Here is a 24,714-nt window from a genome sequence, read left to right on the forward strand (position 1 = left end):
GCTCCTTCACACGACGGCACGACAGACACTTCAGGCATTGCAGGAAGCGGGTCGCTGGGCGGTGGTCAGGACGCCTCGGCGACGACGTGCGACGGTGATGGTCGCTCCCCCGGCACAGAACGTACACAGTAAAAGCCAAGGGCGATCACATAATTGTCATGGCATTGGCAAAAAGTCTTGAGAGTCGGTCAAAGTACTTCCTAATCTCCCCTCCTGGATCACGCCGACCACGTGACCTTTCATTCAACGGATCGTCAAATCCGTTTCATACGGGGGGACTTCTCGCGTGGCTGTGAGAAGAACGCTGACGCTTGTCTCGGCTTTCGTCGCCGTCATGGCGTTACTGGTGACCGGCGCGGTCGCCGCGGACGGTATCGGTCCACACGTCTTCCACGGGGAACTGTGGAACCCGAAGCCTCTGCCCGTCACACCGGGCGTCGGCGACCATCCTCTTCGACGCCCTCAGGCAGTCCGCCCACGCGGCTACCACGCCCTCACCCGCTACCAGCCCGTAGTCAAGCCGCGCGGGCCGCAGGCCGGTTCCAGCACGGTGGGGCTCGCGGCAAAGCCGGTCAAGGCGGGGTCCCTGCCCATGTGGGTCGCGTCCGCCGATACGTCCAGCAAGGCCAAGACGGACAAGGCCGGGCGCATCAGGGTCCAACTGGCCTCCCACGGTCTAGCGTTGCGCGCAGGAGCGGACGCCGGGCTGCTGTTCGGCCTGGGTCGCGCGAAGTCCCCCACCGCCAAGATTCGCGTCGTCGTCGACTACTCCTCGATCGCCAAGGCCTACGGCGGTGGTTACGGCTCCCGCCTCACCCTCACGCGCCTTCCCGCCTGCGCCCTCACCACCCCCCAACTGCCTACCTGCCGCACCCGTACCCCCCTGAAGTCCACCAACCGGGCCACCGCCGACCAGCTGACCGCCACCACCAGCGGCGACTCCGCGGTGGCGGTCAGCTCGGGCAGCCGCGGCTCCCAGGGCGACTACTCCGCCACCTCACTCACCCCCGCGGGGAATTGGCAGGCCAGCGGTACCGGCGCTTACACGTACTCGTACCCGATCGACGTACCCGCCGCCGTCGGCGACACCGGGCCCGCGGTGGCGCTGTCGTACGACTCACAGTCCGTGGACGGCGAGACCTCCGCCCGCAACTCCCAGGCGTCCTGGATCGGTGACGGCTGGGGCTATCAGCCGGGATTCGTGGAGCGGGCGTACCGCCCCTGCGGCTCACTCCTCGATTCGGACGGCAAGAAGATCCTCAAGGGCTCGGGTGACGAGTGCTGGGGCGGCGACAATGCGACCGTCTCCTTCGGCTCCCACTCCGGCCGCCTCGTGCCCACCACCTCTTCCGGGGTACCAGGCGAGATAAAGGAGTTCAGGCTTCAGGGCGACAACGGCACGGTGGTGCAGGAGCTTTCCGGCGCTGCCAACGGCCTGCACGACGGCGTCTACTTCCGGGTCCTGACCACCGACGGCGCCGCCGCCTATTTCGGCGCCGACCACGCCCCGACCGCACCGGGAACCGCCGGTAAGGCCTCCTCGACCTCCGGCGACGACTCCACCCATGCCGCCTGGGGTGTACCAGTGCTGCACCCCCGCTCCTCGGACCCCTGCCACAGCGACGGCGACGGCAAGAAATCGCGCTGCGACAAGCCCGAGGGCTGGCGCTGGAACCTGGACTTCGTCGTCTCGCCGACCGGTTTCGTCCAGCGCTACGACTACTCCACCGAGACCGGCTACTACGACCTCGGCGGCGGCCAGGCGGCAGCGACCAGCGACACCGACGACACCGGCACCCTCACCTCGTACACCCGAGGCGGCACACTCACCTCGATCTCCTACGGCTACACCCTCGACGACGAGCAGGCCGGCCGCACCCCGGCCGCCCAGGTGGTGTTCACCTCCAAGCAGCGCTGCCAGACCACATCCACCTTCACCGACTGCTCGGCCGGGAACCTGGACGACAACACGGCCCCGCACTGGCCGGACGTGCCGTGGGACCTGCACTGCGACTCCACCGACAAGACCAAGCTGCCGGACGACGCGACCAAGGTGCCGACGGACGTCTGCATCGTCTCCTCGCCCACCTTCTGGTCCACCACCCGACTGGACTCCATCACCACCGAGGTGCACGTCAAGGACGGTTCGACCGACAAGCTGGTCCCTGTCGACGGTTACGACCTCGGCCAGGTCTACTCCGACGCCGGCGGCAGCGTCGACCCCGTCACCGGCACCACCGTCGACCCGAAGGACGCGGGCTCGCTCCAGGCCGTGATGTGGCTGCAGTCCATCCGGCACACCGGCAAGGGCACCTACAACAACGGCAACAGCGACATCAAGCTGAACCAGGTCTCCTTCACCGGTACCGAGATCGACAACAGGGTCGACGACGACCATCCGTCCGCGCCGCCGCTCTACCGGCCCCGCATCTCCAACGTGCAGACGGAGACCGGCGAGTCGATCACCGTCGAGTACAACCAGAACCCGTGCGCGGGCAAGAAGCTCGACATCAAGCAGGCCGACTCCAACACCAGCTCCTGCTATCCCGCGTACTGGACGGTGCCCGGCGACTCCAAGCCCATCGCGGACTGGTTCAACAAGACCACCGTCCACAGTGTCACCGTCGCCGACCTGACGATCGCCGCCCAGTACAACCCGGACGCCTCCGAGATTCCGGCCGGTTCCGAAGCCCAGGTCTCCACGTACTCCTACTCGGGGCCGGCCTGGCACCGGGACGACTCCGAATACACCGACGACCAGTACCGGACCTGGGACCAGTTCCGGGGCTTCCGCACCGTCACCGTCCGTACCGGAAAGGCTCCCGAGCCGGTCACCCAGGAGACCACCACCTATCTGCAGGGCATGGACGGTGACTACAAGGCAGACGGCACCCGCCGTTCGGTCGATGTCGACGCCACCGTCGGCGGCAAGACCGTGGAAACGGTCACAGACGCCGACCAACTCGCCGGTACCGCAGTGCAGTCGGACACCTACACCGCCTCGGGCGGCACCGTGAACGCCTCCACCGTCAACGGCCCGTTCACCTTCACCACCACCGCTCACGTCGACCGAACCCCGTGGACCGGCTGGACCCAGGACGACAACCCGGGTGACAGCAAGCCGGACACCTCCACGCTGCCCGACCTCACCGCACACCGGATCCAGGCCGCCCAGAGCCACGGTTACGCACTGCTCGCCGACGGCACCTGGCGGCACACCCGCACCGACGCGTCCTACGACGATCAGGGCCGCGTCGAATCGGTCGACACCCACGGAGACGTGTCCGTGCCTGCCCAGGAGAGGTGCACGAGCACCGACTACGCGGCCCCGGCGTCCTCGGCCGGCAACAGCATGCTGCTCTCCTACCCGTCCCGGATCACCACGGTCTCCGGCCCGTGCGGCACCAAGCCCGGCACCGACACGCTGCTCTCCGACAAGAAGATCTACTACGACGGCGACGGCTCCATCACCGACCTCGGCGCCTACGGCACACTCACCCTCCCGCACGTCACCGCGACCCAGCTCGCCACCGGCTACGGCAGCGACGGCGCCGAGAACTGGCGCACCACCAGCGGCATCGCCTACGACGGCGCCGGCCGCGCCACCGACACCCTCGACGCCGTCGGCAACAACACGCACACCGACTACGCGCCCCCGTGGAGCAAAGCGGGCGGCAACACCAACCCGACGAGCATCGTCTCCACCAACGAGAAGAGGTGGAAGGTCAGCTCCACCCTCGACCCACTGCGGGGCCTGACCACCGAGAACGTCGACGCCAACAACCGCGTCACCGACATCACCTATGACGCCCTCGGCCGCCGCACCGCCGTCTGGCTGCCCGGCCGCGACAAGGCCACCCAGAGCGCGAACATGAAGTTCGCGTACTCCATCAACCCGGGCGCGGTGCCCGCTCCCGGCGGCACGATCACCCAGCCCGGCGACCCGACCTCGGTCACCACGCGCACCCTGCGCGAGGACGGCGCGTACTCCACCTCGATCAGCATCTACGACGGGATGCTCCAGCCCCGCCAGACCCAGGCGACCGCCGACGGCGACTCGGACTCCGGCCGGATCATCTCCGATTCCTTCTACGACTCCCACGGCTGGGAATCAGCCTCCTACGCCCCCTACTCCGAGCCGGACCACGCCCCGTCCACAACCCTGTACGCGGCCAACGAGAACGAGATCCCGGCCGAGACCACGACGACGTACGACGGCCAGGGGCGCGCCACCGCGAGCACCCTGTGGCACCAGGCCGTCAAGCAGTGGAGCACCGGCACGACGTATCCGGGCGCCGACGAAACCGACACGATTCCGCCGGCCGGTGGTTCGGCGACCGCGACCTTCACCAACGCCCTCGGCCAGACCGTGAAGTCGGTGGTGAAGGACACTGACGCTTCGGTCACGCTCAAGGGCGGCAGCGTCATCCCGTCCGGCACCTCGCTCACCTCCAGCAGCGTCCGCCTGACCATGCAGGCCGACGGCAACCTGGTGCTCACCGCGCTGAACAGCGGCAAGACCCTCTGGTCCAGCGGCACGGCCGGAAACCCGGGTGCCTATGCCCAGTTCGGTACGGACGGAAACCTCGCCGTCTACACCACGTCCGGCACCTCCAAGTGGTCCACGGGCCTGGCCGCGACCACCGGCGCCACCTTCCAGATCCGTGCGGACTCCACCATTGCGGTCGTCGGCAGCGACGGCAGCGCGATGCCGTGGAAGCAGGGCACGGCAGGCGCGGTCCCGGCCGCCGACGCCACCACCCGCTACACGTACACGCCGGCCGGTCAGGTGGAGACGATCGGCGACAGCGCCGGCAACACCTGGTCCTACAAGTACGACCTGCTCGGCGAGAAGACCTCCCAGTCCGACCCGGACGCGGGCACGACGACCTTCGACAAGTACGACGCCCTGGGCAACCTGCTGCAGACCACCGACCCGCGCGGCCAGATGCTGTCGTACACCTACGACTGGGACAACCGCCCCACCGCCGAATACGCCGCGCCATGGTCGGCCACCCCCGACCCCACGAAGCAGCTCACCTCCCGGCTCTACGACACCCTCGCCAAGGGCTACCCGACGTCATCGACCCGGTACGTGGGCGGCGCGAGCGGAAAGGCGTACACCGAGGCGGTCACGGGTTACAACACCGCGTACCAGCCACTGGGGTCGACGCTCACCATCCCGTCCGCCGACGGCTTCCCGGGTACCGCGGGCAAGGACAGCGGCACGGTCACCTACACCCTGACCTCCAGCTACACCCCGATCACGGGCCTCCTGTCGACCATCGACTACAAGGCGGACGGCGGACTGCCCGCCGAGCGCGTCGGCTACGGCTACACGCCGCAGGGCGTGCTGGACGGCTTCGGCGGTGACATCAACGTCGCCGACACCCCCGACTACCTGGACGGCACGGTCCACGACCCCTTCGGACGGGTCCGGCGGGCCAACTACGGCCCGGTGGGCAAGGAACTGGTGACCTTCGCACAGTACGACGCCACCACCGGCCGTACCACGCAGACCAGCAGCATGGTGCAGACCTCCGCCACCGCGCTGGACGTAGTCAACTACCGCTACAACCAGGCGGGCGAACTCACTGCCACCGATGACCTGCAGGACAACATCACCCACGACACCCAGTGCTTCAGCTACGACTCCCGCCAGCGACTGACCGCCGCCTGGACGGACACGGCCGGCATCACGGATTCCAGCAGCGCTCCGGTGGGCGCGGTCGGCGGCTGTACCACGTCGTCCGTCCAGACGAGCACGGCGCCGGTGAAGACGAAGACGGTAGGCGGCCCCGCACCGTACTGGCAGACGTACACCTACGACCTGCTCGGCGACCGCACCGGCATGGTCGACCACGACACCACCGGCAACGCCCTGGCCGACACCACTCAGGCCACGACGTACCCGGGCGTGAACGCCACGGCCTCCGTCACTCACCCGAACCAGGCGGGTGCGACCACCACCAGCAACCCCGCCACCGGGACGGCCACCCAGACGCCCTCGTACACGGAGTCGAACGGCAAGAACGCCGGCAACACGGCCAGCCGCGCGACGAAGACGACCGGGCCGATCACTACGGGCTTCACCCTCACCGGCGGTGGCAAGCTGTGCGCGGAGGAAACGGGCTCCGGTGCGAAGGTCACCGTCAACACCTGTTCGTCGGCCACGGTCCAGAAATGGACGATCGACACCGACGGCACGGTGAAGGCGGGCGGCTTCTGCCTGGACACCGCGGGCAACGCCACCACTTCGGGCACGGGTGTCGTCGCCGACGCCTGCTCCACCGACGCCACCCAGAAGTGGCGCATGACGGAGACCGGCACCCTCGTCAACGCGGCCAAGAACACCCTGTGCCTGACCGACCCGAGCGCAAGCACCTCCAAGGGCACCCAGCTGACCCTGACCACGTGCGGAGGCAAGGGCCAGACCTGGTCGACGATCAAGACGGGCGCGCTCCCCTCCGGTCAGACGCAAACCTTCACGTACGACGCCGAGGGTCGCACCGCGACCGTCTCGACGCCGTCCGGCACAAGTGACCGCACGAGCAAGTACCTGTACGACGCCGACGGCAATCTGCTGGAGCAGACCGCTTCGGTGGGCGGCACGGACAAGACCCGCGTCCTGTACCTCTTCGGCGGCGCCGAGCAGTTGACGCTGAACGTCGCGGCGAAGACCTGCACGGGCCTGCGCTACTACACCGGCCCGGACGGCACGGCGATCACCCGCTCCAGCTTCGGCAGCATCACCTACCAGGTGGCGAACGGCCAGGGCACGGCCACGACGGCGGTGGACGCCTCCACTCTCGCCGTCACGCGCCGCTACTACGACCCGTACGGCAACCCGAGGGGCACCACACCGTCCACCTGGGTGGCGCCCGACGAGAACCACGGCTTCCTCGGCAAGCCGGATGACACCGTCACGGGCCTGAACCTCCTGGGCGCCCGCAACTACGACCCCACCCTTGGCCGCTTCCTCACCGTCGACCCGGTCTTCGAGGCCGGCGATCCCAACCAGATGGGCGGCTACACCTACGCCGGGGACAATCCCGCCAGCAGCAGCGACCCGACGGGGCTCGACCCGGCCAGCTGGGGGGAGTCACCCAAGTGCCAGGAAACCGGCACCGGCTGCGGCGGTGGGGGTGGCGGCCACGGCGGCGGTGGCCACGGCGGCGGTGGCCCCACTCCGGCCCCCTCGCCCGGCCCGCCGCCGACTCCCAGCTCCGGTGGCGGTGGTGGGGGCGGCTGCCACGGATTCTTCGGCTGTGTGACGCACGCCATCGAAAAGGCAGCACCGTACGTTGCCACCGGTGCGGTGGTGGTCACTGTCGTGGTCGGCGTGGCTGAATGCACTGGGGAGACCGGAGGGGCTCTCGCTCCGGAGTGCATCAAGGCCGGTACGGCAGTTGCTGTCACCGCCTGCACAGCGTTTCTCGGTGACTGCGGTTCCGGAGGAGAAGGCGAACCGGTCAGTGACGACGCGAGGGACGACACTCCTCACGTGGCTGGCGTGAACGCTGCGGCGAAGGCGAGCGCCACCAACAAGGCCCTTGACGAGGCCGCAGCCGACGCTGGCGATCTGGCCAGCTTGAAGCGAGCGAACGCCAAGGCCCGCACCGAGGAGGCGGCCAGAGACGCGGACGCCGAGGCGGCCCGGCCGAGCGAGCCGGACACGGGGTCGTCGGGGACCGAGCCCGTTCCCGGCGGAAAGCCCCGTAAGTGCAGTTTCTCGCCCGACACGCCGGTGCTTATGGCAAAGGGCAAGAGCAAGGCGATCGGCAAGATCAAGACGGGCGACAAGGTCGAAGCCGCAGACCCCAAAACAGGAAAGCACCAGGGCTCGCACACGGTCACAGCCACATGGGTGCACCACGACCACGACCTGGTGGACGTGACGGTCCGAGGCTCAGACGGTCATGTGGCGACGCTGCACACGACCTCAAGGCACCCGTTCTGGGACCAGACGGCGCATGTCTGGGTGCCGGCTGGACGCCTTGTTTTACACCACGCCCTCACCACTGCGGATGACCAACCGGCATACGTGACGGCCGTCCGCACGGTCCGCGGCGCCGCAGATCGTTACAACCTCACGGTTGCCCACCTCCACACATACTATGTTGTGGCGGGCGGCACGCCGATCTTGGTCCACAATTCTTGCGGACCGGATGGAGAGGCGACCACACCGACGCCTCAGACGCTCTATCACTACACAACAGCAAAGAAATTGGATCTGATTCTCGACAGTAATGAACTGTGGGCATCCACCAAAGCAGCCAAGCCGCAAGACGCCAAGCTCGGTGACGGCCAGTACCTCTCCGATATCGTGCCTGGAACGAAGACGCAGGGTCAATTGGCGAGGGCTTTCTATGGCACTCCATGGGGTGGGCAGAATTTCACCCACTTCATCGAGGTCGACGTTCGAGGACTGCAGCTGGTAACTGCGCCGGATAGACCTGGCGTCTTTCTCATACCGAACGACGGCCCATTGGACCTCACTGACAGACTCGTCAGATACGGAACGAACCAATGAGTAGTTTCTTGAAGGTTGTGTGGCACCACAGCCACTCTGACGAGCCCGTTTGGCTGTACAGCGAGCTTGACAGTGAGCGGTACGAGGTGCGCAAGGTTGAGGTCTACCGGGATGGCAGACGAGGTTTTGCGGACCAGGCCAGATCGGTCGGCGGTTCCATTCTTGGCGAGATTCCGGCACCCACCATTCCTGAATTTGCGGATGAGCCTGAAGATTTCGAGGCGTCAGAGATTAGCGAGGCAGAGTTTGAGTCGCAATGGTCTGCGGCGATTTCGGGGCATGAAGGGGTTCAGGAATAGAGTTCAAGTCTTCAGTCTATTATGCGTCTGGGCTGAGCGAACCAACCTGCCAAATATCGGCACCGTAGCAAGAATCCGCAGAATCGCGCTCCACGGAGGGAGCGGGCGGCGCAGATAGGTAGTTCTGCATCATCGCGGCGGCCCCACCGGATTGAATCCGGTGGGGCCGCTGTGGTGCTGACGGCAGTAGTTGACGGCAACGTCAGCGGACGGGTGCTGCACGAAGCGGCGGGTCGTCCCCGGGCTCGGCCGTGGTGTCGGTGAGGTTGCCGAGGGCGTGGCCGAGGAGGTCGATGGCCTGGCGCTGGAGGCGCAGGCGGACGTGTGCGTAGACCGTCGCGGTCACCCCGATGTGGGCGTGACCCAGCAACTCCTTGATGACGACGAGTTCGACTCCCTGTTCCAGGAGGAGCGTCGCGGTCGAGTGGCGGAGGTCGTGGAACCGGATCGGTCGCAGGTGGGCATCGCGGAGCAGGGTGCTGAAGTGCCGGGTGAGGGTGGCGGGCTCGATTGGGCGTCCGTCCGGCCGCGTGAAGACGTGCCCGCTGCCCTGCCACTCCGAGCCCGCCCGGTCTCGCTCCCTGGCCTGCCGCTGGCGGTGTGCGCGGAGCGAGGTGATGCAGGAGGCCGGCAGGGCGATGCGCCGCTCGGAGCTGATGGTCTTGGTCGGCAGAGTGGCCAGGCCGCTGCTGCGGGTGCGCTGCAGGGTGCGGCGGATGCTGGCGGTGCCGCCGTCGAGGTCGAGGTCTTCCCAACGCAGGCCGAGGAGTTCGCCCTTACGTAGACCGGTGCGGAGCGCCAGCTCGAACAGCGCGGCGAGCCGATGGCCCTGGGCGGTGGTGAGGAATTGTCGGACCTCGTCGGCGGTGAGGGGGTTGAAGCGGCGGGGGCGGGGTGTGCCGGTGCGGACGTTGCGGGCGACGTTTCGGGGGATCTCCTCTTCGCGTACGGCGTGTTCCAGGGCGGATTTGAGTACGGAGTGGATGTAGGCGAGCGTGAGTGGGGAGAGGCGCTTGCGGCAGCACTGGCCGATCGCGCAGCAGCGTGGACGGCGGCTGGTCTGTGCGCGGGCGGCGAAGGGCGCCAGCTCGACGCCGCGCTTGCAGTCGATGCCGACCAGGGCGACCGACTGAGGAGCGAGTCCGGCGATCAGGTGGCGCAGGTACATCGACTTACCCGACAGCGTGGCGCCGAGGGTGAGTTGATGCGGGATGGTGCGGTAGTCGCGCACGAAGGGCATGGCGTCCTCCCGCAGCGCGACCGGCACCTTGAGAAGCCCGCCATCGGCCTTGCGGGGCATCCGCACCCGCCGCAGGACGTCGTAGCCGACGAGCCGCAGCTCGACCACGCCCGGCTTGATGGTGACGTACACGGCGTGAACGCCCCAGGCGTGCCGCAGCCGCTCAGCCGATGCGGCGACGTCGGCGGGTTCCTGCCCCGGGGCGAGCCGGAGCCGAAGCCGCAGCCCGGTCGAGGTGGGCCGGATGATGCCCCGACGAGGCGGCACCGGCCGCACCTCACGCCGCGTGGTCGCCTTGACCGCGAGGACCCGCAGCCGGGACGGGGCGACGGTCAGGCCGCACGCCTCCATGACCGAGCTGTACGAGCAGGTGCTGAGAGCTGGTGGTATTTCCGATATTCCCTTGGATACAAACAGTGCGCTCAGATGGCTAATCAGGCGTCATGGGTAGTGCTGTGCAGCCGCAGCTATCATATAGGCCAAAGGTCAGAGAGGTTGGGCATGGCAGTGCCGGAGGGATGGGACTGGCTCGATGAGCTGCCCGTTTGGGATCCGCCCGAGGAGTTGCGTGGGCCGGTGAGGCCCGTCGCGATCAACCTCGCGATCAAGATACTGTCGTGCGATATTCTGGGCAATGAAGTCCGCGCACTTGTTGGCGGCTTCGTTGTCGAGTATTCGATGTATAATCTATGGTTCCTTCGTGATGTGAAAGCGTCAGGAAAGGATGCGCAACAGCTGGCTCGTTTTTCTGGTCTTGCTCGCGAGCAAACGCGGCTCGTATATGAGTCTTGGCAGAGATTTCAGGATGCTACTGCCAGTCAGGGCGAAGATTCGGAAGTCCGCAAGTCGATCCAGCTGCGAAGCCAAGAGCTTTCTGAAGCCCTGAGCCGTGCTGTGAATGTCCTTCGGGACGCCAAGAGGTCGCCGCAGTAGGATGCTCTGCTTAACGTTCTTTTGTCTGTGCGCCTCTTGGTTGGCGACCCGGGTGTTTCCTAAGGAAAGGCTGTGGCCCCGCCGGTTCTCTTTCCGTGGGGCCACAGGCGTGTCTGAGAGGTCGTTTCCTCCCGACGTTCTTCTTCCCGGTATCGATGCCCGGGCCGGAGGCGAGCACGCTGGTGGAGGTTTTCACGCTCTGCGCGTTGATCACGCAGGCCGTCCGTTCGGCCTTCCGTCCTTCCTTCTGCCGTAAGAGTTGCATGAGCAGGCCATTGAGCTGGGGAACACGCCTTCCTGCTGCCGCCTGGCGATGTAGCCGTAAACCGTGTTCCAGTGCGGGAAGTCGTGGGGAAGGTAGCGCCACTGAACCCCGGTACGGTCCACGTACAAGATCGCGTCCGTGATGTCGCGCAGGTCGTGTTCGGGTGGCCGCGGCGCTCGAAACGCCAGGCTGCCAGGACCGGCTGGATCAACTCCCAGCGGGCATTGGACAGGTCACTCGGATACGGCGTCGCTTTGGCGTGCTTCCGGCGTACTGCTGTGAACCGAGTGCGCCCAGTCGCACGCCAACTGCGGTCGAAGCACACAACCTCGAAGAACGGGCATCGTGGGACGAGACAGGATTACGGCGTTTTCCATCCCAACCGCAACCTCCCGTGATCCGCTGGCATCGATGGTCTCCGTGACCTCGCCTGTATTGCCCCCATCATTTTGAAGAATCACCTAATAAGCGGGCGCCATAGATGAAAGCGACCCCTCAGAGGGAACTCGCACAACATTACCCGGGATCGGCCGAACAAGGATCACTCGGATGGCCGCGGGCCCGCACTCGTCAGCCCGAAGACCCGACCGCACTCCCGAACGAACTTTTTGGCGGCACTGCCCGTGAAGGATCCTGAACTCTGTGCGATGTTGTGGGCGGGCTTCCCAGACGATCAGGTCTCATCGGTCCAGGTCCCGCCGCGCGCCAGGGGCTGGCGCCCGCCGTGGCGGACGGGCTCACTGCATGTGTGTTCGAGGGCTCGCTCATGAGGTGAAGTGTTGGTATTGGCTGGTGAGTGCAGCCGTATGCTGGGCCACGGAGTCGGTTCCCGTTCTTGGTGGAGGTCCTGATGAGTACGCCCGCACCGGATGACTTCACTTCCCCGCCGCCCCGGCCGCGTCTGTCGGTCGAGGAGTTGCTGGCGGCGAAGAACACCCAACCGATCCGCTCCCTGGACGATCTTTCCGCCGACACGTTCGAGTCGGATCAGGAACTGGAAGAGTTCCTCGCCTTCACGTACGCCGAGCGTCACCGAGACGTCGCCTGACCCGCATGCAGCCCGTCATCCTCGACACGGACGTCGCCTCCCTGTCACACAAGCGCAAGATCACCGGGCCGCTTGCCACTCGCCTCATCGGCCGCAGGCCGTTGATCACCTTCGTGACCTACGGTGAACTGGCCAAGTGGACGGAGATCCGCCACTGGGGCGCCCGCAGCCGTCAGGAGCTCGCCGACTGGCTCGCCGACATCCCTGTCCTGCCCGGCGACGAGTCCGTGGCCGCCACCTGGGGACGCCTCTCGGCTGCCGGGATACAGCGTGGTCGGCCGCGACCGACCAACGACATGTGGATTGCCGCCTGCGCTCTCACCTACGATTTGCCGCTGGCCACTCTCAATGTCAAGGACTACGAGGACTTCCGCCTCCACCACGGCCTTCGCATCCTCGGCGCCGACTGATAGTCGTGTATGTACGCCTGAGGGAAGTGCCGTGTCCCGTACCATGATCGACCTTGACGACGAGGCGCTCGCCGAAGCCGCCCGTCACCTCTGGCACGACCAGCGAGAATGACACGGTCAACGCCGCGCTCCGGGAGATCGCGGACCGGTGTCGGCGTGTGGCGGCCGTGGAGCGGATGCGGCACATGGTCGCGGAGGGCGAGATCGACTTCTCGGTCATCGGGCCCGGGTCGCCGGTCCACCGCATCGGCGGGTGATCGTCCGGCCGGCCAGACGGAAAGGCCGGCGCCCCGCCAGGAACGCCGGCCTTCGCTTCAGCTCAGTTCACGTTCACCGCGCTCCAAGCCGCCGCCACCGCGTTGTACTCCGTGCTGCCCGCGCCGTAGAGGTCCTTCGCCGCGTTCAGGGTCGCCGTGCGGGCGCCCGCGTAGTTGGTCGAGGACGTCATGTAGACGGTCAGGGCCCGGTACCAGATCTTGCCGAGCTTGTCGCGGCCGATGCCGGTGACCGTCTTGCCGTTGGACGTGGGGGAGTCGTAGTTGACGCCGTTTATGGTCTTGGCGCCGCTGCCCTCCGCGAGGAGGTAGGCGAAGTGGTTGGCCACGCCCGAGGAGTAGTGGACGTCGAGGTTCCCGACCGACGAACTCCAGTAGTCCGCCGAACTGCCGTCCTTGGAGGGCTTGTCCATGAAGCGGAGGGCCGGCTTGCCGAAGCCGGGCTTGACGAGCTCCTCGCCGATCAGGTAGTCGCCCTTGTCGGACGGGTTGTTGGCGTACCACTCCACCATCGTGCCGAGGATGTCGGAGGTGGCCTCGTTCAGGCCGCCGGACTCGCCCGAGTAGGTCAGGGCGGCCGTCTTGGAGGTGACGCCGTGCGTCATCTCGTGGCCGGCGACGTCCAGGGCGACCAGCGGGCCGAAGGTCTTGCCGTCACCGTCGCCGTACGTCATGCAGAAGCAGCTGTCGTCCCAGAACGCGTTGTTGTAGGCGTTGCCGTAGTGGACGCGGTTGTACGAGCCCTTGCCGTCGCCCGCGATGCCGTTGCGGCCGTGGACGTTCTTGTAGTAGTCCCAGGTCTCGTTGGTGCCGTACTGGGCGTCCACGGCCGCCGAGGAGCGGTCGGCCGAAGTGCCCGTGCCCCAGTGGTTGTCGGTGTCCGTGAAGAGCGTGGCGGGGGCGCGGCTGAAGCAGATGCCGAAGATGCACAGGTCGGTCTTGTTCTCGGCGTCGCCGGTGTAGGTGCTGCCCCGGGTGGGGTCCTTCAGCTGGTACGAGGACCCGGACTGCGTCGACTCCAGCGGCACGGTCCCGCTGTACAGCGACTGCCCGTCGCCGGTCGCCGTCTCGATGCTGTCCCAGGCGTCGATCTGCGCGCCGGTGAGGGCGTTCGTCAGTACGGTGCGGGCGACCGGGTTGCCGAGGGAGTCCTTGCCGACGGCGTTGGTGCGCCAGGCCAGCTTCGGCTTGCCGTGCAGGGCGTCGACCACCAGCTCGGGCTTGGCCTTCAACTGCCTCAGTGCGTCGCCCAGGTTGGCGGCGCGCAGCGCGTTCACCGCGAGGTCTGCGGCCCGGGGGGCGGAGATCTTCGGGGTGATGGAGGAGAGGGATATCGCGCTCCGCGTGGCCCGGTCGGCGCTGCGGTAGGTGCCGTTCGGGGCCAGGTGGACGACGAAGTCACCGCCCAGGACGGGGAGTTGGCGGTAGGTGCGGTCGTAGCGGACGTGCTGGGTGCCGTCCTTGTCGACGATCACGTCACGGACGCTGGTGTCCTGGGTGGAGGTGAGTCCCAGGCCGGTGGCGTGGGCCAGGAGTGCCGACGCCGCGTTCTCGATCGCGGTGGTCCGGGTCGGTCTGCCGTCGGCGTGCGCGGCGGGGGAGAGTGCTGCGGCCAGCAGCGTGGCGGTCGTGGCGGCGATGCCGGCCGTCGCGAGACGGGATCCTCGGTTGTGCCGTGTCCGACTCATCGGTCTCCTAGGGAAGGCGCCCTGAAGGCGTGGGGGTGGCGCGCTGGTGTCCCTGAGATTTAAGGGCCCCGGACATGTCATGTCCATAGCGCCTACGAGGAGATGTGTGCGGACTCGGAGGGGGTACAGAATCGTTTCTGTGACCTTGCCGACCTTGCCCTTCTTCGTCTACGGGACCCTCCGCCCCGGCGAAGCCAACCACGACGTCTTCCTGCGCGGCCGCACTCGCTCCGAGGAGCCGGCCCGGCTGCCGAGTGCGGTGTTGTACGCGGGGCCCGGCTACCCGTACGCCGTGGAGGAGCCGGGCGAGACGGTGCACGGGGAGCTGGTGACCGCGCTGCCGGAGGAGTACGCGGAGCTGCTCGCCGCGCTGGACCGGCTGGAGGAGTACGCGCCCGGGAATGGCCAAAACCTGTACGAGCGGGTCGAGCGGCGGGTCGTTCGCGAGACCGACGGCACCTCGGTGTGCGCGTGGGTCTACGTCGCCGCGCCCACCGTCGCGGCGCGGCTGCGCGAGCGGGGGACGCGGATCGAGGGCGGAGACTGGCCCAACGGGCGCCAGCAGCCAGCCCGTTGACGACGGCTCGCGACGCTACGCCCGCACCGCCTCCACCCGTACCGCACACGCCTTGAACTCCGGCATCCGCGAGGTCGGGTCGAGCGCCGGGTTGGTGAGGGTGTTGGCGCGGCCCTCGCCCGGCCAGTGGAAGGGCATGAACACGGTGTCGGGACGGATACCGGTGGTGATGCGGGCCGGCGCCACCGCACGGCCGCGCCGCGAGACCACGGCCACCGGGTCGCCCTCGGCCGCGCCGAGCCGCGCCGCCAGCCGCGGGTGCAGCTCCACGAACGGGCCGGGGGCGGCGGTGTTCAGTTCCGGCACGCGCCGGGTCTGGGCTCCCGACTGGTACTGGGACACCACCCGGCCGGTCGTCAGCAGCAGCGGGTACTCCTCGTCCGGCTCCTCGGCCAGCCCCCGGTGCGTGACGGCGGCGAACCGGGCGCGGCCGTCCTCGGTGGGGAACCGGTCGAGGAAGAGGCGAGGCGTGCCGGGGTGTACGGCGGGCCCGCCCGAGCCCACGGCGGTCTCCTCGCGGTCCGCCGGACCGGTGCCCGCCGGACCGGCGTCCGCCGCGCCGCCGCCCGCCGTCCCGTCCGTCACCTCCGGGCACGGCCAGAACACCCCGTTCTCCTCGGCCAGCCGGCGGTAGGTGATCCCCGAGTAGTCCGCGAGCCCGCCCGCGCTCGCCCGGCGCAGCTCCCCGAAGACCTCCTCCGGGTCGGTCGGGAAGCCCTTCTCCACGCCCAGCCGGGAGGCGAGCCCGTGCAGCACCTCCAGGTCGCTGCGGACCCCGCCGGGCGGGGTGACCGCCTGCCGCCGCAGCAGTACCCGGCCCTCCAGATTCGTGGTCGTACCCGTCTCCTCGGCCCACTGGGTGACCGGCAGCACCACGTCCGCGAGCGCCGCGGTCTCCGACAGGACGACGTCCGCCACCGCGAGGAAGTCCAGCGACCGCAGCCGCTCCTCCACGTGCGCGGCATGCGGCGCGGACACCACCGGGTTGGAGCCCATCAGCAGCAGCGCCCTGATGTCCGTGCCCAGCGCGTCCAGCAGCTCGTAGGCGCTGCGGCCCGGGCCCGGCAGGCTGTCGGGGTCCACGCCCCACACCTCGGCCACGTGCCGCCGGGCGGCGGGGTCGGTCAGCTTGCGGTATCCGGGCAGCTGGTCGGCCTTCTGGCCGTGCTCGCGCCCGCCCTGTCCGTTGCCCTGTCCGGTCAGGCAGCCGTACCCGGACCGCGGGCGGCCCACGCGGCCGGTCGCCAGGCACAGGTTGATCCACGCGCCGACCGTGTCGGTGCCCTTGGACTGCTGCTCGGGTCCGCGCGCGGTCAGCACCATCGCGTCCTCGGGATCACAGAACAGCCGTACGGCTTCCCGGAGTTCGGGAACAGACACCCCCGTGATCCGTTCCACGTGCTCCGGCCAGTGTGCCATCGCGGCCGCCCGGGCCTCCTCCCAGCCGGTCGTGCGCTCCCCGATGTACTCCTCGTCCGTGCGGCCCTCGGCCACCACCAGGTGCAGCAGGCCGAGCGCCAGCGCGAGATCGGTGCCGGGACGGGGCGCGAGGTGCAGGTCGGCCTGTTCGGCGGTCCTCGTGCGGCGCGGGTCGACGACGATGAGCGTGCCGCCGTTGTCGCGCAGTTCGCTGAAGAAGCGCAGCGACGGCGGCATGGTCTCCGCGAGGTTGGAGCCGACCAGGATCACGCAGCCCGTCCTGGGGATGTCCTCCAGCGGGAACGGCAGCCCGCGGTCCAGGCCGAACGCCTTCGTCCCGGCCGCGGCGGCCGACGACATGCAGAAGCGGCCGTTGTAGTCGATCTGCGAGGTGCCCAGCACCACCCGTGCGAACTTGCCGAGCGCGTACGCCTTCTCGTTGGTCAGACCGCCCCCGCCGAACACCCCGCAAGCGTCCGGGCCGTACGCGGTGCGCGCCGCGGAGAGGCCCGCGCTGATCCGGTCCAGCGCCTCCTCCCAGGAGGCCGGCACCAGCTCACCGCCGGACCGCACCAGCGGCGAGGTCAGCCGCACCGCGGAGGACAGCAGCACCGGCGCCGTGCGCCCCTTGCCGCACAGCGCACCCCGGTTGACGGGGAAGTCCGGGCGCTCGAGCACCTCGACGCCCCCTCCCGGCGAGGGCGACACGTTCATCCCGCACTGCAGGGCGCAGTACGGGCAGTGGGTGGGCGTCGAGGTGGTCTCCATGCCGCCCAGCGTGCTTCGCACGTGTTACGTGCCGTGACGGCTCCCTGTTACACCGCCGGGACGGTGACCTCCCCGCCGCGGCGGGCCCGCCGTGAGGCACACGCCAGGCACATACCTACCCACCCCTGAGTCGTCGCGGACGGTACCGAAGTTGCCGTCGTGACAGAAGACGCCACATCTGACGCATTCCATCCCAAAGTTGGCCGAACTCCCCTGGTTGAGGGTTGAAGAACCGGGACTACAGTCATCCCCTGCGCACGACCCCGCACGGCTTTCGGCACACCGTCCGGCCCCGAGCCCGCCACCGCCGCTCGGACCCGGCTTTCCCCCACCGAAACAGCCAGGAGGTCTCCCGAGCCATGCCTCTGCGCCACCTCACCCCCCGCGACCAGCAGCTCTTCTGGCAGTACGGTCGCGGCCCAGCCGCCCCCGTCCCCGACCCGCTCGTCCACCGCGCCATCGAACGGCAGGCCGCCGCCCGCCCCGACGCCCTCGCCGCCGAACACCAGGGCGCGGTCATCACCTACGGCGAGCTCGACCGCGCCGCCGACGCCCTCGCCGCCCGTCTCGTCCGCGAGGGCGTACGACCCGGCGACCACGTCGGTCTCTTCGTCCGCCGCTCCCTCCCCATGCTCGTCGGTCTGCTCGCCACCCTGAAGGCGGGCGCCGCCTACGTCCCCCAGGACATCGGCCTCACTCCCCGCACCCAGCTCGCCCATGTCGTCCGGACCGCCGCGACCCGGGTGATCCTCACCCAGCGGGAACACGCCTCCCGCGTCCCGGTGCCGCCCGGCCACCGTCTGATCACCCTGGACGAACCGCGGTCGTACGCACCGGGACCCGTGGTCCGCGCGGCCCCGCCGGCCCCCGACGACGGCTGCTACGTCCTGTTCACCTCCGGCACCACCGGACGCCCCAACGGCGTGAAGGTCACCCACCGCAACGTCGCCAACCTCCTGCTCACCGAGCCGGGCGGCCTGGGCGTCCGCCCCGGCGACCGGGTCCCGCAACTGCTAAACATCGCGTTCGACATGGCCGCCTGGGAGATCCTCGGCTGCCTCACCCACGGCGGCACCCTCGTCATCCGCGGCAAGGACATCGCCGCCGCGGCCCGCACCGCCGACGTGCTGATCGCCACGCCGACCGTGCTGTCCGGCATCGACCCCGGCGCCTGCCCGCGGGTGCGCACCGTCGCCGTCGCCGGTGAACCGTGCCCGCGCCCGCTGGCCGACCTGTGGGCGGGCCGCGCCGCCTTCCACAACTGCTGCGGCCCCACCGAGGTGACCATCGTCAACACCGTGCGCCGCCACGACCCGGCCGCCGCCCTGCTCACCATCGGCACCCCCACCCCGAACAACACCGTGTACGTCCTCGACGCCGACCGCAGACCGCTCCCCATCGGCGAGGCGGGCGAGATGTGGGCGGGCGGAGACTGCGTCTCGGCGGGCTACCTCGGCGACGACGAGCTGACCGCCGAGCGGTACGCACCCGACCCCTTCCTCGGCGGGGGCAGAAGGATGTTCCGTACCCGGGACCTCGGTCGCTGGACCCCGGACGGCGAGCTGGAGCACCTCGGCCGCACGGACGACCAGGTCAAGGTGCGCGGCTTCCGCGTCGAACTCGACTCCGTCTCCTCGGTGCTGGAGTCGGTGGAGGGGTGTCTGCGGGCGGTGACGCTGAAGCGGGACGCGCGCAGCCTGGTGGCGTTCGTCTGCCCGGCCGGCATCGATCCCGAGCGGGCCCGGCGCGCGGTGGCGGACGCCCTCCCGTACTACTGCGTCCCCGCGGACGTCTTCCCCCTGGCCTCGCTGCCCGAGACCGACCGCGGCAAGATCGACAAACCGGCCCTGCTCCGCCTGGCCGAGGAGCGCCAGGGGGTGCTCCGATGACCACCGCACCCGTGGCCGGGGTGCGGGACGTCCCGCTGCCGCCGCTCGCCCCGGCACCCAGGCGGCTGTTCAAACACCCGCGCCTGACGCACTACAACCGGCTGGCGGCACTGGTCGTCGCCGTCAACCTGGCCTGGGCGGCCGCGCGGTGGCCGTTGCCCGCCGCGTCGCCCGGACACGCGGCCCTGGCGAACCTCGCGCTCGCCGTCCTCGTGCGCCAGCAGTACGTCATCAACCTCATGTTCCGGCTGGCGACCCGGCCGCCGACCAGCTGGCCGCTGAAGGTGCGCTGGACCCTGGGCAAGGTCTACCACTTCGGCGGACTGCACGTGGGCGGGGCGCTGGCGGGCACGGCGTGGTTCCTGGCCGCCGTACTCACGGAGCCCGACGGGCCCGGCCGGGCCGTGGGCCTGGCGCTGACCGGCCTGCTGGCCGTCATCGTCGCCACCGCGGTGCCCGCCTTCCGCTCCCGGCACCACGACCTCTTCGAGAAGGTCCACCGTTTCAGCGGCTGGACGGCCCTGCTGCTGTTCTGGGCACACACTCTGCTGTCCGGCGCCGGACCGGTCCCCGTGGCGGTGCTCGCCGTGGTCACCTTCAGCGTCGCCCTGCCCTGGCTGCGGCTGCGCCGGGTCGACGTACGGATCGAGCGTCCCTCCCCGCACGTCGTACTGGCCCGCTTCGACCACGGCGAGACGCCCTTCGCCGGCTCCTCGACCGCGATCAGCCGCAGCCCGCTCAAGGAGTGGCACTCCTTCGCCAACGTGCCGTCCCCCTCGGAGTCCGGATTCCGGCTCACCATCTCCCGTGCGGGTGACTGGACGGGCTCCTTCATCGACGACATGCCCTCGACGGTATGGGTGAAGGGCATCACCACGGCCGGGGTCGCCAACATCGAGACGCTGTTCAGGAAGGTCGTGTACGTGGCCACCGGCAGCGGCATAGGCCCCTGCCTGCCGCACCTGCTCGCCGCCGAGGTCCCGTCCCGCCTGGTCTGGGCGACCCGCGACCCCCGGACGACCTACGGCGACGCGCTCGTCGACGAGATCCTCGCCGTCCAGCCGCACGCACTCGTCTGGGACACCTCCCGGCACGGCAAGCCCGACATGGTGCGGCTCGCCTACGCGGCGTACCGGGACTTCGGGGCCGAGGCGGTGATCTGCATCTCGAACAAGAAGCTCACCTGGCAGGTCGTGCACGGTCTGGAGCGGCGTGGGATTCCGGCGTACGGCGCGATCTGGGACTCGTAGAGGAGACCGTTGGAGATGGACACGCAGAGGGACACGGCGATGGACACGGCGTTGGACTGTCTGAAAGTGGAACGCGACGACCGTGTGGTGACCGTACGCCTGCACCGCCCGCACGTCCGCAACGCGCTGAACTCCGCGCTGCTCGCCGAACTCCTCGGCGTGCTGCGCCCGTTGGACCAGGACCCGGCCGTCGGCTGCGTGCTCCTCACCGGCTCCGACGAGGTGTTCAGCGCGGGCGCCGACATCAGGGAGATGGCGGGGAGGACAGCCGTGGAACTGGCCGCGGAGGACTACTTCGGCGCGTGGGAGGAGTTCGCGGACCTCCGCACACCGAAGATCGCGGCTGTCAACGGGCTCGCCCTGGGCGGCGGGTGCGAGCTGGCGATGATGTGCGACCTGGTGATCGCCGGGGAGTCGGCCGTCTTCGGCCAGCCGGAGATCGGGCTCGGCGTGATCCCGGGCATCGGCGGCACCCAGCGCCTGACCCGGCTGGTCGGCCGCGCCAAGGCCATGGACCTGGTGCTCACCGGCCGCACGATGGGCGCCCGGGAGGCGGAGAGCTGCGGCCTGGTCTCCCGCGTGGTCCCCGACGACCGGGTCCTGACCGAGGCACTGGCGGCCGCCGCCACCATCGCCTCGTACTCCCGTACGGCCGTCACCGCGGCCCGCGACTGCGTCGACCGGGCCCTGGAGACCGGCCTGCGCGACGGCATCCGCTACGAACGCCGCGTCTTCCACGCCCTGTTCGCCACCGAGGACCAGAAGGAGGGCATGACGGCGTTCCTGGAGAAACGCCCGCCGCGCTTCATGGGGCGCTGAAGCCCGTCGGCAGGGCCGGTTTCACGTGCCGTGAGCGTCTTCGGAATCCGTGTGATCGCCGTGGCGAGCGGCCGCGTCCGGCCGCTGCGCTCCCTGGTCCGCACGATCCTGCTGTGCCTGGCGATCCCGGTGCGGCTCCGGGATCGGGACGGACGCGAGCCGCGCGAAAGACCGGCCAGGGCGGTCGAGGGTCCGCATCCGGTCCGCAACCGTCTCGCGTCCGGTCGGCGTACGGTCCGGATGCGGGACGAGGTACAGCCAAGGGCGCGCCCGGAGTGACCCGGCTGCACCGCGAACGCCCCACCCGACCCGCCGCCACCTCACCGCCCGCTCGCCAGCGCCCGCTCCACCCCCCGCTCCTTCGGCCCCAGGAACCGCGGGTCCGGCTTGAACACCGCGTCCAGGGCCGCCTTGCCCGCGGCGAACACCTCGCGGGTGCCGCCGTAGTACCAGGTGACGTCGTGCTTGGCGTCGACGCCGACGCCGTAGGAGTCGATGCCCGCCGCCTCGCAGAGGGCGACCGCGCGGCGGATGTGGAAGCCCTGGCTGATCAGGACGGCCCGGTCGACGCCGAAGATCTTCCTGGCGCGCACACAGGAGTCCCAGGTGTCGAAGCCGGCGTAGTCGCTGACCACACGGGAGCGGGGGACGCCCCGCTTCGTGAGGTACGCGCGCATGGCGTCCGGCTCGTCGTACTCCTTCCGGCTGTTGTCGCCGGTGACGAGCACGACCTTCACCCGCCCCGCGCGGTACAGCCGCACCGCCGCGTCCAGCCGGTGCGCGAGGTACGGCGACGGCTCGCCGTCCCACAGCCCCGCCCCGAACACGACGGCGACATCGGCGCGCGGCACGTCCGCCGTGGTGCGCAGCCGGTCGGCCGTCGACACGAACAGCCAGGTCGCCGGAAGCAGCGCCAGCACACATCCGGCCATCACGGCCTGCACCAGCCGCCGCCACCCGGCACGGGTACGCGGCAGGCGCGGTCGACGCAGTTCCACGGGTCCCCCTTCTCCGTTTCCGACGAGGAGGACGCGGCCCAAGGTGATCCGGTTCGCCTCACACCGCACGGACCGCCATGGTGAAGCACCGGAAAACACCCGTGACGGCCGTGCAACGAGGGCGCAACGTCCTGCCGTCAGGATCCTTCCATGACGGCCTCGAACCCTCCCCGCGACGAGTCCCGTGTCCACCTCGGCAGCACGGCGGACATCATGGCGGGCATCAGCAGCCGCCTCGCCGGGCGGCTCGGCCTGGTCACCCTGGACGGCAGGCGTCGCCCCGGCCCGCCCGCCCTCGTCCTCGTGGGGCACGGCAGTCGTGACCCGCGTGCGCTGGAGACCGTCCGCGCCCTGATGGAGCGGGTACGGGAGCTGCGTCCCGGACTGTCCGTGCGCCTCGGCCACATCGAGCTGAACGAGCCCCTGCTCACCGACACCCTCGCCGCGCTCGGCGACACGCCGGCCGTGCTCGTGCCGCTGCTGCTCAGCCGCGGCTACCACGTCAAGCAGGACATCCCGGAGATGGCCGCCGCGGCCACCGCCCGTACGCGCCTGGCCGCACCGCTCGGCCCGCACCCGCTCCTCGCGCAGACCCTGTACGACCGCCTGCTGGAGGCCGGCTGGCCCACGGACATCGACGAGGCCACCCGCCGGACCAGCGGCGTCGTCCTCGCCGCCGCCGGCTCCCGCGACCCGGACTCCACCGCCGACACCCGCCGCACGGCCCGGCTGCTCGCCGACCGCCTCGGCGTCCCGGTCGTCCCCGCGTACGCGTCCGCCGCGACGCCGACCGTCGGGACGGCGGTACGCGCCCTCGCCGCACGGGGCCGCCACCGTGTCGCGGTCGCCTCCTGCTTCACGGCCCCCGGCCGCTTCGCCACCCAGTGCGCCGACGCGGCCCCCTGGTTGGCCTCAGCTCCGTTGGGCGCCCACGAAGCGATGGCCCGCCTGGTCCTGCACCGCTACGCCGAAGCACTGGCGACCCCGGCGACGACAGCCGCCTAGGTGCGCTGTCCGGACAGGGTGGTGACGCGGTCTAGGACGCGCCGTCGCCGGCGGCCTCGCCGCGGTGCGGCTCGAGACGATCGACCGCTTGCTCGCTCCACGCCCGGACGACCGATGCCTGCTCGGGGGTCAGTGAGTCGAGGAAGTGGCGGCGGATGTTGCCGCCGTGCACGAGGACGGCGTTCTGGGCGGCGCGGCGCCCCTCGGCGGTCAGCCCGATCCCCGCGCGGCGGCCATCGGCCCCGTACCGGGTGCGTTCGACGAAGCCGCGCTTTTCCATGCGTGTCAGCTGATGCGAGACCCGGCTCTTGTCCCAGTCGAGCGACTCGGAGAGCTCGCCGACACGCATCTCGCGGCCACCGGCCTGCCACAGCGTCACCAGCACGCTGAACTCGGCCTTGGAGATGTCACAGTCACGCTGCAGACCACGTTCCAGCTCCCTGGTGAGCAGGCGCTGCGCGCGCATCCAGGTATCCCAGAACTCCCACTCCTCAGGTTCCAGCGATCGTGTCTCCGTCATGCCGCCGAGGATACCGCGACCAGCAAAGTTGTCACATCAACTCCTGTCGATCTAGAGTTGACGCATCAACTCGCCCGGAGGGAAGACCCCGGAGGGAAGACCATGGCACTCCGCATCGCACTCATCCTCGGCAGCACCCGCCCCGGACGCCGCGGCGACCAGATCGCCGCCTGGGCGCTGCAGGCCGCCCGCGCCCACGGCGGAGCCGACTACGAACTCGTCGACCTCGCCGACCACGACCTCGGCAATCTCGACGAGCCCGGCAACCCGAACTTCCAGCAGTACCAGCACGACCACACCCGCGCCTGGGGCGCACTCATCGACAGCTTCGACGGCTACGTGTTCCTCGTCCCCGAGTACAACCGCTCCTACCCCGGAGCCCTGAAGAACGCCCTGGACTACGTCTACCGGGAGTGGAACGATAAGGCCGCCGGGATCATCAGCTACGGCGGCTGGGTCGCCGGGGCCCGGGCCGCCGAGGCGCTGCGGCTCGTCCTCGCCGAACTCCAGGTGGCCACGGTCCGCGCCCAGCCCACCATCTCGACACACCCCTCGTTCCACACCGGCACCTTCGTCCCCCAGCAGGGCCTCGACACCGCCGTGGCCGGCATGCTCGACCAGGTGATCGCCTGGTCCGGCGCGCTGCGCGGGGTGCGCGAGGCCAAGGCACGGACAGCCGCCTGAGGGGTCCTTGCACTATGCCCGCCCGGGTCGCGCGGCCTGGCACCGCACCTCGCCGCGTTGCCGAAAAGCCCTGGTAGCTCCTCCCCCACTCTCG

Annotated in this window: 17 protein-coding genes and 1 pseudogene; 12 read left to right on the forward strand and 6 right to left on the reverse strand. The window is 69.5% G+C overall.

The genetic code is table 11. The features are described 5' to 3' along the window. Positions 1 to 286 precede the first annotated feature (286 nt). Both ACWC21_RS01685 and ACWC21_RS01690 read left to right on the forward strand, forming a co-directional pair. Positions 287 to 8,533 carry an HYD1 signature containing ADP-ribosyltransferase family protein gene (locus ACWC21_RS01685; RefSeq protein ID WP_450876972.1) on the forward strand — a complete coding sequence of 2,749 codons (8,247 nt, stop codon included), beginning with the start codon at positions 287 to 289 and terminating at the stop codon, positions 8,531 to 8,533. Continuing rightward, entirely contained in the window at positions 8,530 to 8,832 is a 303-nt protein-coding gene (locus ACWC21_RS01690; RefSeq protein ID WP_450876974.1) for a DUF6881 domain-containing protein, read from the forward strand. The genes ACWC21_RS01685 and ACWC21_RS01690 overlap by 4 nt, the downstream gene beginning before the upstream one ends. Positions 8,833 to 9,034: 202 nt before the next feature. Here ACWC21_RS01690 and ACWC21_RS01695 read toward each other — a convergent pair whose 3' ends face one another. Then, the gene (locus tag ACWC21_RS01695) at positions 9,035 to 10,423 is read right to left on the reverse strand and encodes a tyrosine-type recombinase/integrase (protein WP_450876976.1); all 1,389 of its coding nucleotides are present in this window, start codon (positions 10,421 to 10,423) and stop codon (positions 9,035 to 9,037) included. 150 nt (positions 10,424 to 10,573) lie between these two features. Here ACWC21_RS01695 and ACWC21_RS01700 point away from each other — a divergent pair, with 150 nt between their 5' ends. Next, the gene (locus ACWC21_RS01700; protein ID WP_450876978.1) at positions 10,574 to 11,005 is read left to right on the forward strand and encodes a hypothetical protein; all 432 of its coding nucleotides are present in this window, start codon (positions 10,574 to 10,576) and stop codon (positions 11,003 to 11,005) included. Between the two features lie 121 nt (positions 11,006 to 11,126). Here the strand turns inward: ACWC21_RS01700 and ACWC21_RS01705 are convergent. Continuing rightward, positions 11,127 to 11,502 (reverse strand): annotated as a pseudogene (locus ACWC21_RS01705) (transposase); the annotation flags it as partial. A 618-nt stretch (positions 11,503 to 12,120) separates the two neighbouring features. Here ACWC21_RS01705 and ACWC21_RS01710 point away from each other — a divergent pair. The 3 genes from ACWC21_RS01710 to ACWC21_RS01720 are packed head-to-tail and all read left to right on the forward strand — an operon-like array spanning position 12,121 to position 12,985. Then, positions 12,121 to 12,318 (forward strand): hypothetical protein, encoded by a 198-nt coding sequence (locus ACWC21_RS01710; protein ID WP_450876979.1) that lies wholly within the window; start codon positions 12,121 to 12,123, stop codon positions 12,316 to 12,318. A gap of 5 nt (positions 12,319 to 12,323) precedes the next feature. Further along, positions 12,324 to 12,728, forward strand: a complete 405-nt coding sequence (locus tag ACWC21_RS01715; protein ID WP_450876981.1) for a PIN domain-containing protein — start codon at positions 12,324 to 12,326, stop codon at positions 12,726 to 12,728. 53 nt (positions 12,729 to 12,781) lie between these two features. Beyond that, positions 12,782 to 12,985, forward strand: coding sequence for a hypothetical protein (locus tag ACWC21_RS01720; protein ID WP_450876982.1), 204 nt, complete (start codon positions 12,782 to 12,784; stop codon positions 12,983 to 12,985). A 62-nt stretch (positions 12,986 to 13,047) separates the two neighbouring features. Here ACWC21_RS01720 and ACWC21_RS01725 read toward each other — a convergent pair whose 3' ends face one another. Beyond that, the gene (locus ACWC21_RS01725; protein WP_450876983.1) at positions 13,048 to 14,691 is read right to left on the reverse strand and encodes a M4 family metallopeptidase; all 1,644 of its coding nucleotides are present in this window, start codon (positions 14,689 to 14,691) and stop codon (positions 13,048 to 13,050) included. 145 nt (positions 14,692 to 14,836) lie between these two features. On the opposite strand from ACWC21_RS01725, the gene ACWC21_RS01730 reads away from it, so the two are divergent. Beyond that, a complete protein-coding gene (locus ACWC21_RS01730; RefSeq protein ID WP_450877027.1) occupies positions 14,837 to 15,268 on the forward strand; it encodes a gamma-glutamylcyclotransferase family protein in 432 nt (143 codons plus the stop codon). Between the two features lie 15 nt (positions 15,269 to 15,283). On the opposite strand, the gene ACWC21_RS01735 is transcribed toward ACWC21_RS01730, so the two are convergent. Continuing rightward, the gene (locus tag ACWC21_RS01735; RefSeq protein ID WP_450876985.1) at positions 15,284 to 17,455 is read right to left on the reverse strand and encodes a molybdopterin oxidoreductase family protein; all 2,172 of its coding nucleotides are present in this window, start codon (positions 17,453 to 17,455) and stop codon (positions 15,284 to 15,286) included. A gap of 359 nt (positions 17,456 to 17,814) precedes the next feature. Here ACWC21_RS01735 and ACWC21_RS01740 point away from each other — a divergent pair, with 359 nt between their 5' ends. The 3 genes from ACWC21_RS01740 to ACWC21_RS01750 are packed head-to-tail and all read left to right on the forward strand — an operon-like array spanning position 17,815 to position 21,413. Beyond that, positions 17,815 to 19,344, forward strand: coding sequence for an amino acid adenylation domain-containing protein (locus ACWC21_RS01740; RefSeq protein ID WP_450876987.1), 1,530 nt, complete (start codon positions 17,815 to 17,817; stop codon positions 19,342 to 19,344). After that, positions 19,341 to 20,594 (forward strand): hypothetical protein, encoded by a 1,254-nt coding sequence (locus tag ACWC21_RS01745; RefSeq protein WP_450876989.1) that lies wholly within the window; start codon positions 19,341 to 19,343, stop codon positions 20,592 to 20,594. Before ACWC21_RS01740 ends, ACWC21_RS01745 begins: the two co-directional genes overlap by 4 nt. Positions 20,595 to 20,645: 51 nt before the next feature. After that, entirely contained in the window at positions 20,646 to 21,413 is a 768-nt protein-coding gene (locus ACWC21_RS01750; RefSeq protein ID WP_450877029.1) for an enoyl-CoA hydratase-related protein, read from the forward strand. Positions 21,414 to 21,733: 320 nt separating this feature from the next. Here the strand turns inward: ACWC21_RS01750 and ACWC21_RS01755 are convergent, their stop codons facing one another. Next, entirely contained in the window at positions 21,734 to 22,345 is a 612-nt protein-coding gene (locus ACWC21_RS01755; protein WP_450877031.1) for a SanA/YdcF family protein, read from the reverse strand. 216 nt (positions 22,346 to 22,561) lie between these two features. Here ACWC21_RS01755 and ACWC21_RS01760 point away from each other — a divergent pair, with 216 nt between their 5' ends. Beyond that, on the forward strand, positions 22,562 to 23,416 hold the full coding sequence (locus ACWC21_RS01760) for a sirohydrochlorin chelatase (RefSeq protein ID WP_450876991.1): 855 nt from the start codon (positions 22,562 to 22,564) through the stop codon (positions 23,414 to 23,416). 31 nt (positions 23,417 to 23,447) lie between these two features. On the opposite strand, the gene ACWC21_RS01765 is transcribed toward ACWC21_RS01760, so the two are convergent. After that, positions 23,448 to 23,936, reverse strand: coding sequence for a MarR family winged helix-turn-helix transcriptional regulator (locus tag ACWC21_RS01765; protein WP_450876993.1), 489 nt, complete (start codon positions 23,934 to 23,936; stop codon positions 23,448 to 23,450). 102 nt (positions 23,937 to 24,038) lie between these two features. On the opposite strand from ACWC21_RS01765, the gene ACWC21_RS01770 reads away from it, so the two are divergent. Continuing rightward, on the forward strand, positions 24,039 to 24,620 hold the full coding sequence (locus ACWC21_RS01770; RefSeq protein WP_450876995.1) for an NADPH-dependent FMN reductase: 582 nt from the start codon (positions 24,039 to 24,041) through the stop codon (positions 24,618 to 24,620). Positions 24,621 to 24,714: the final 94 nt, after the last annotated feature.

This window comes from Streptomyces sp. NPDC001348 (assembly GCF_053597535.1).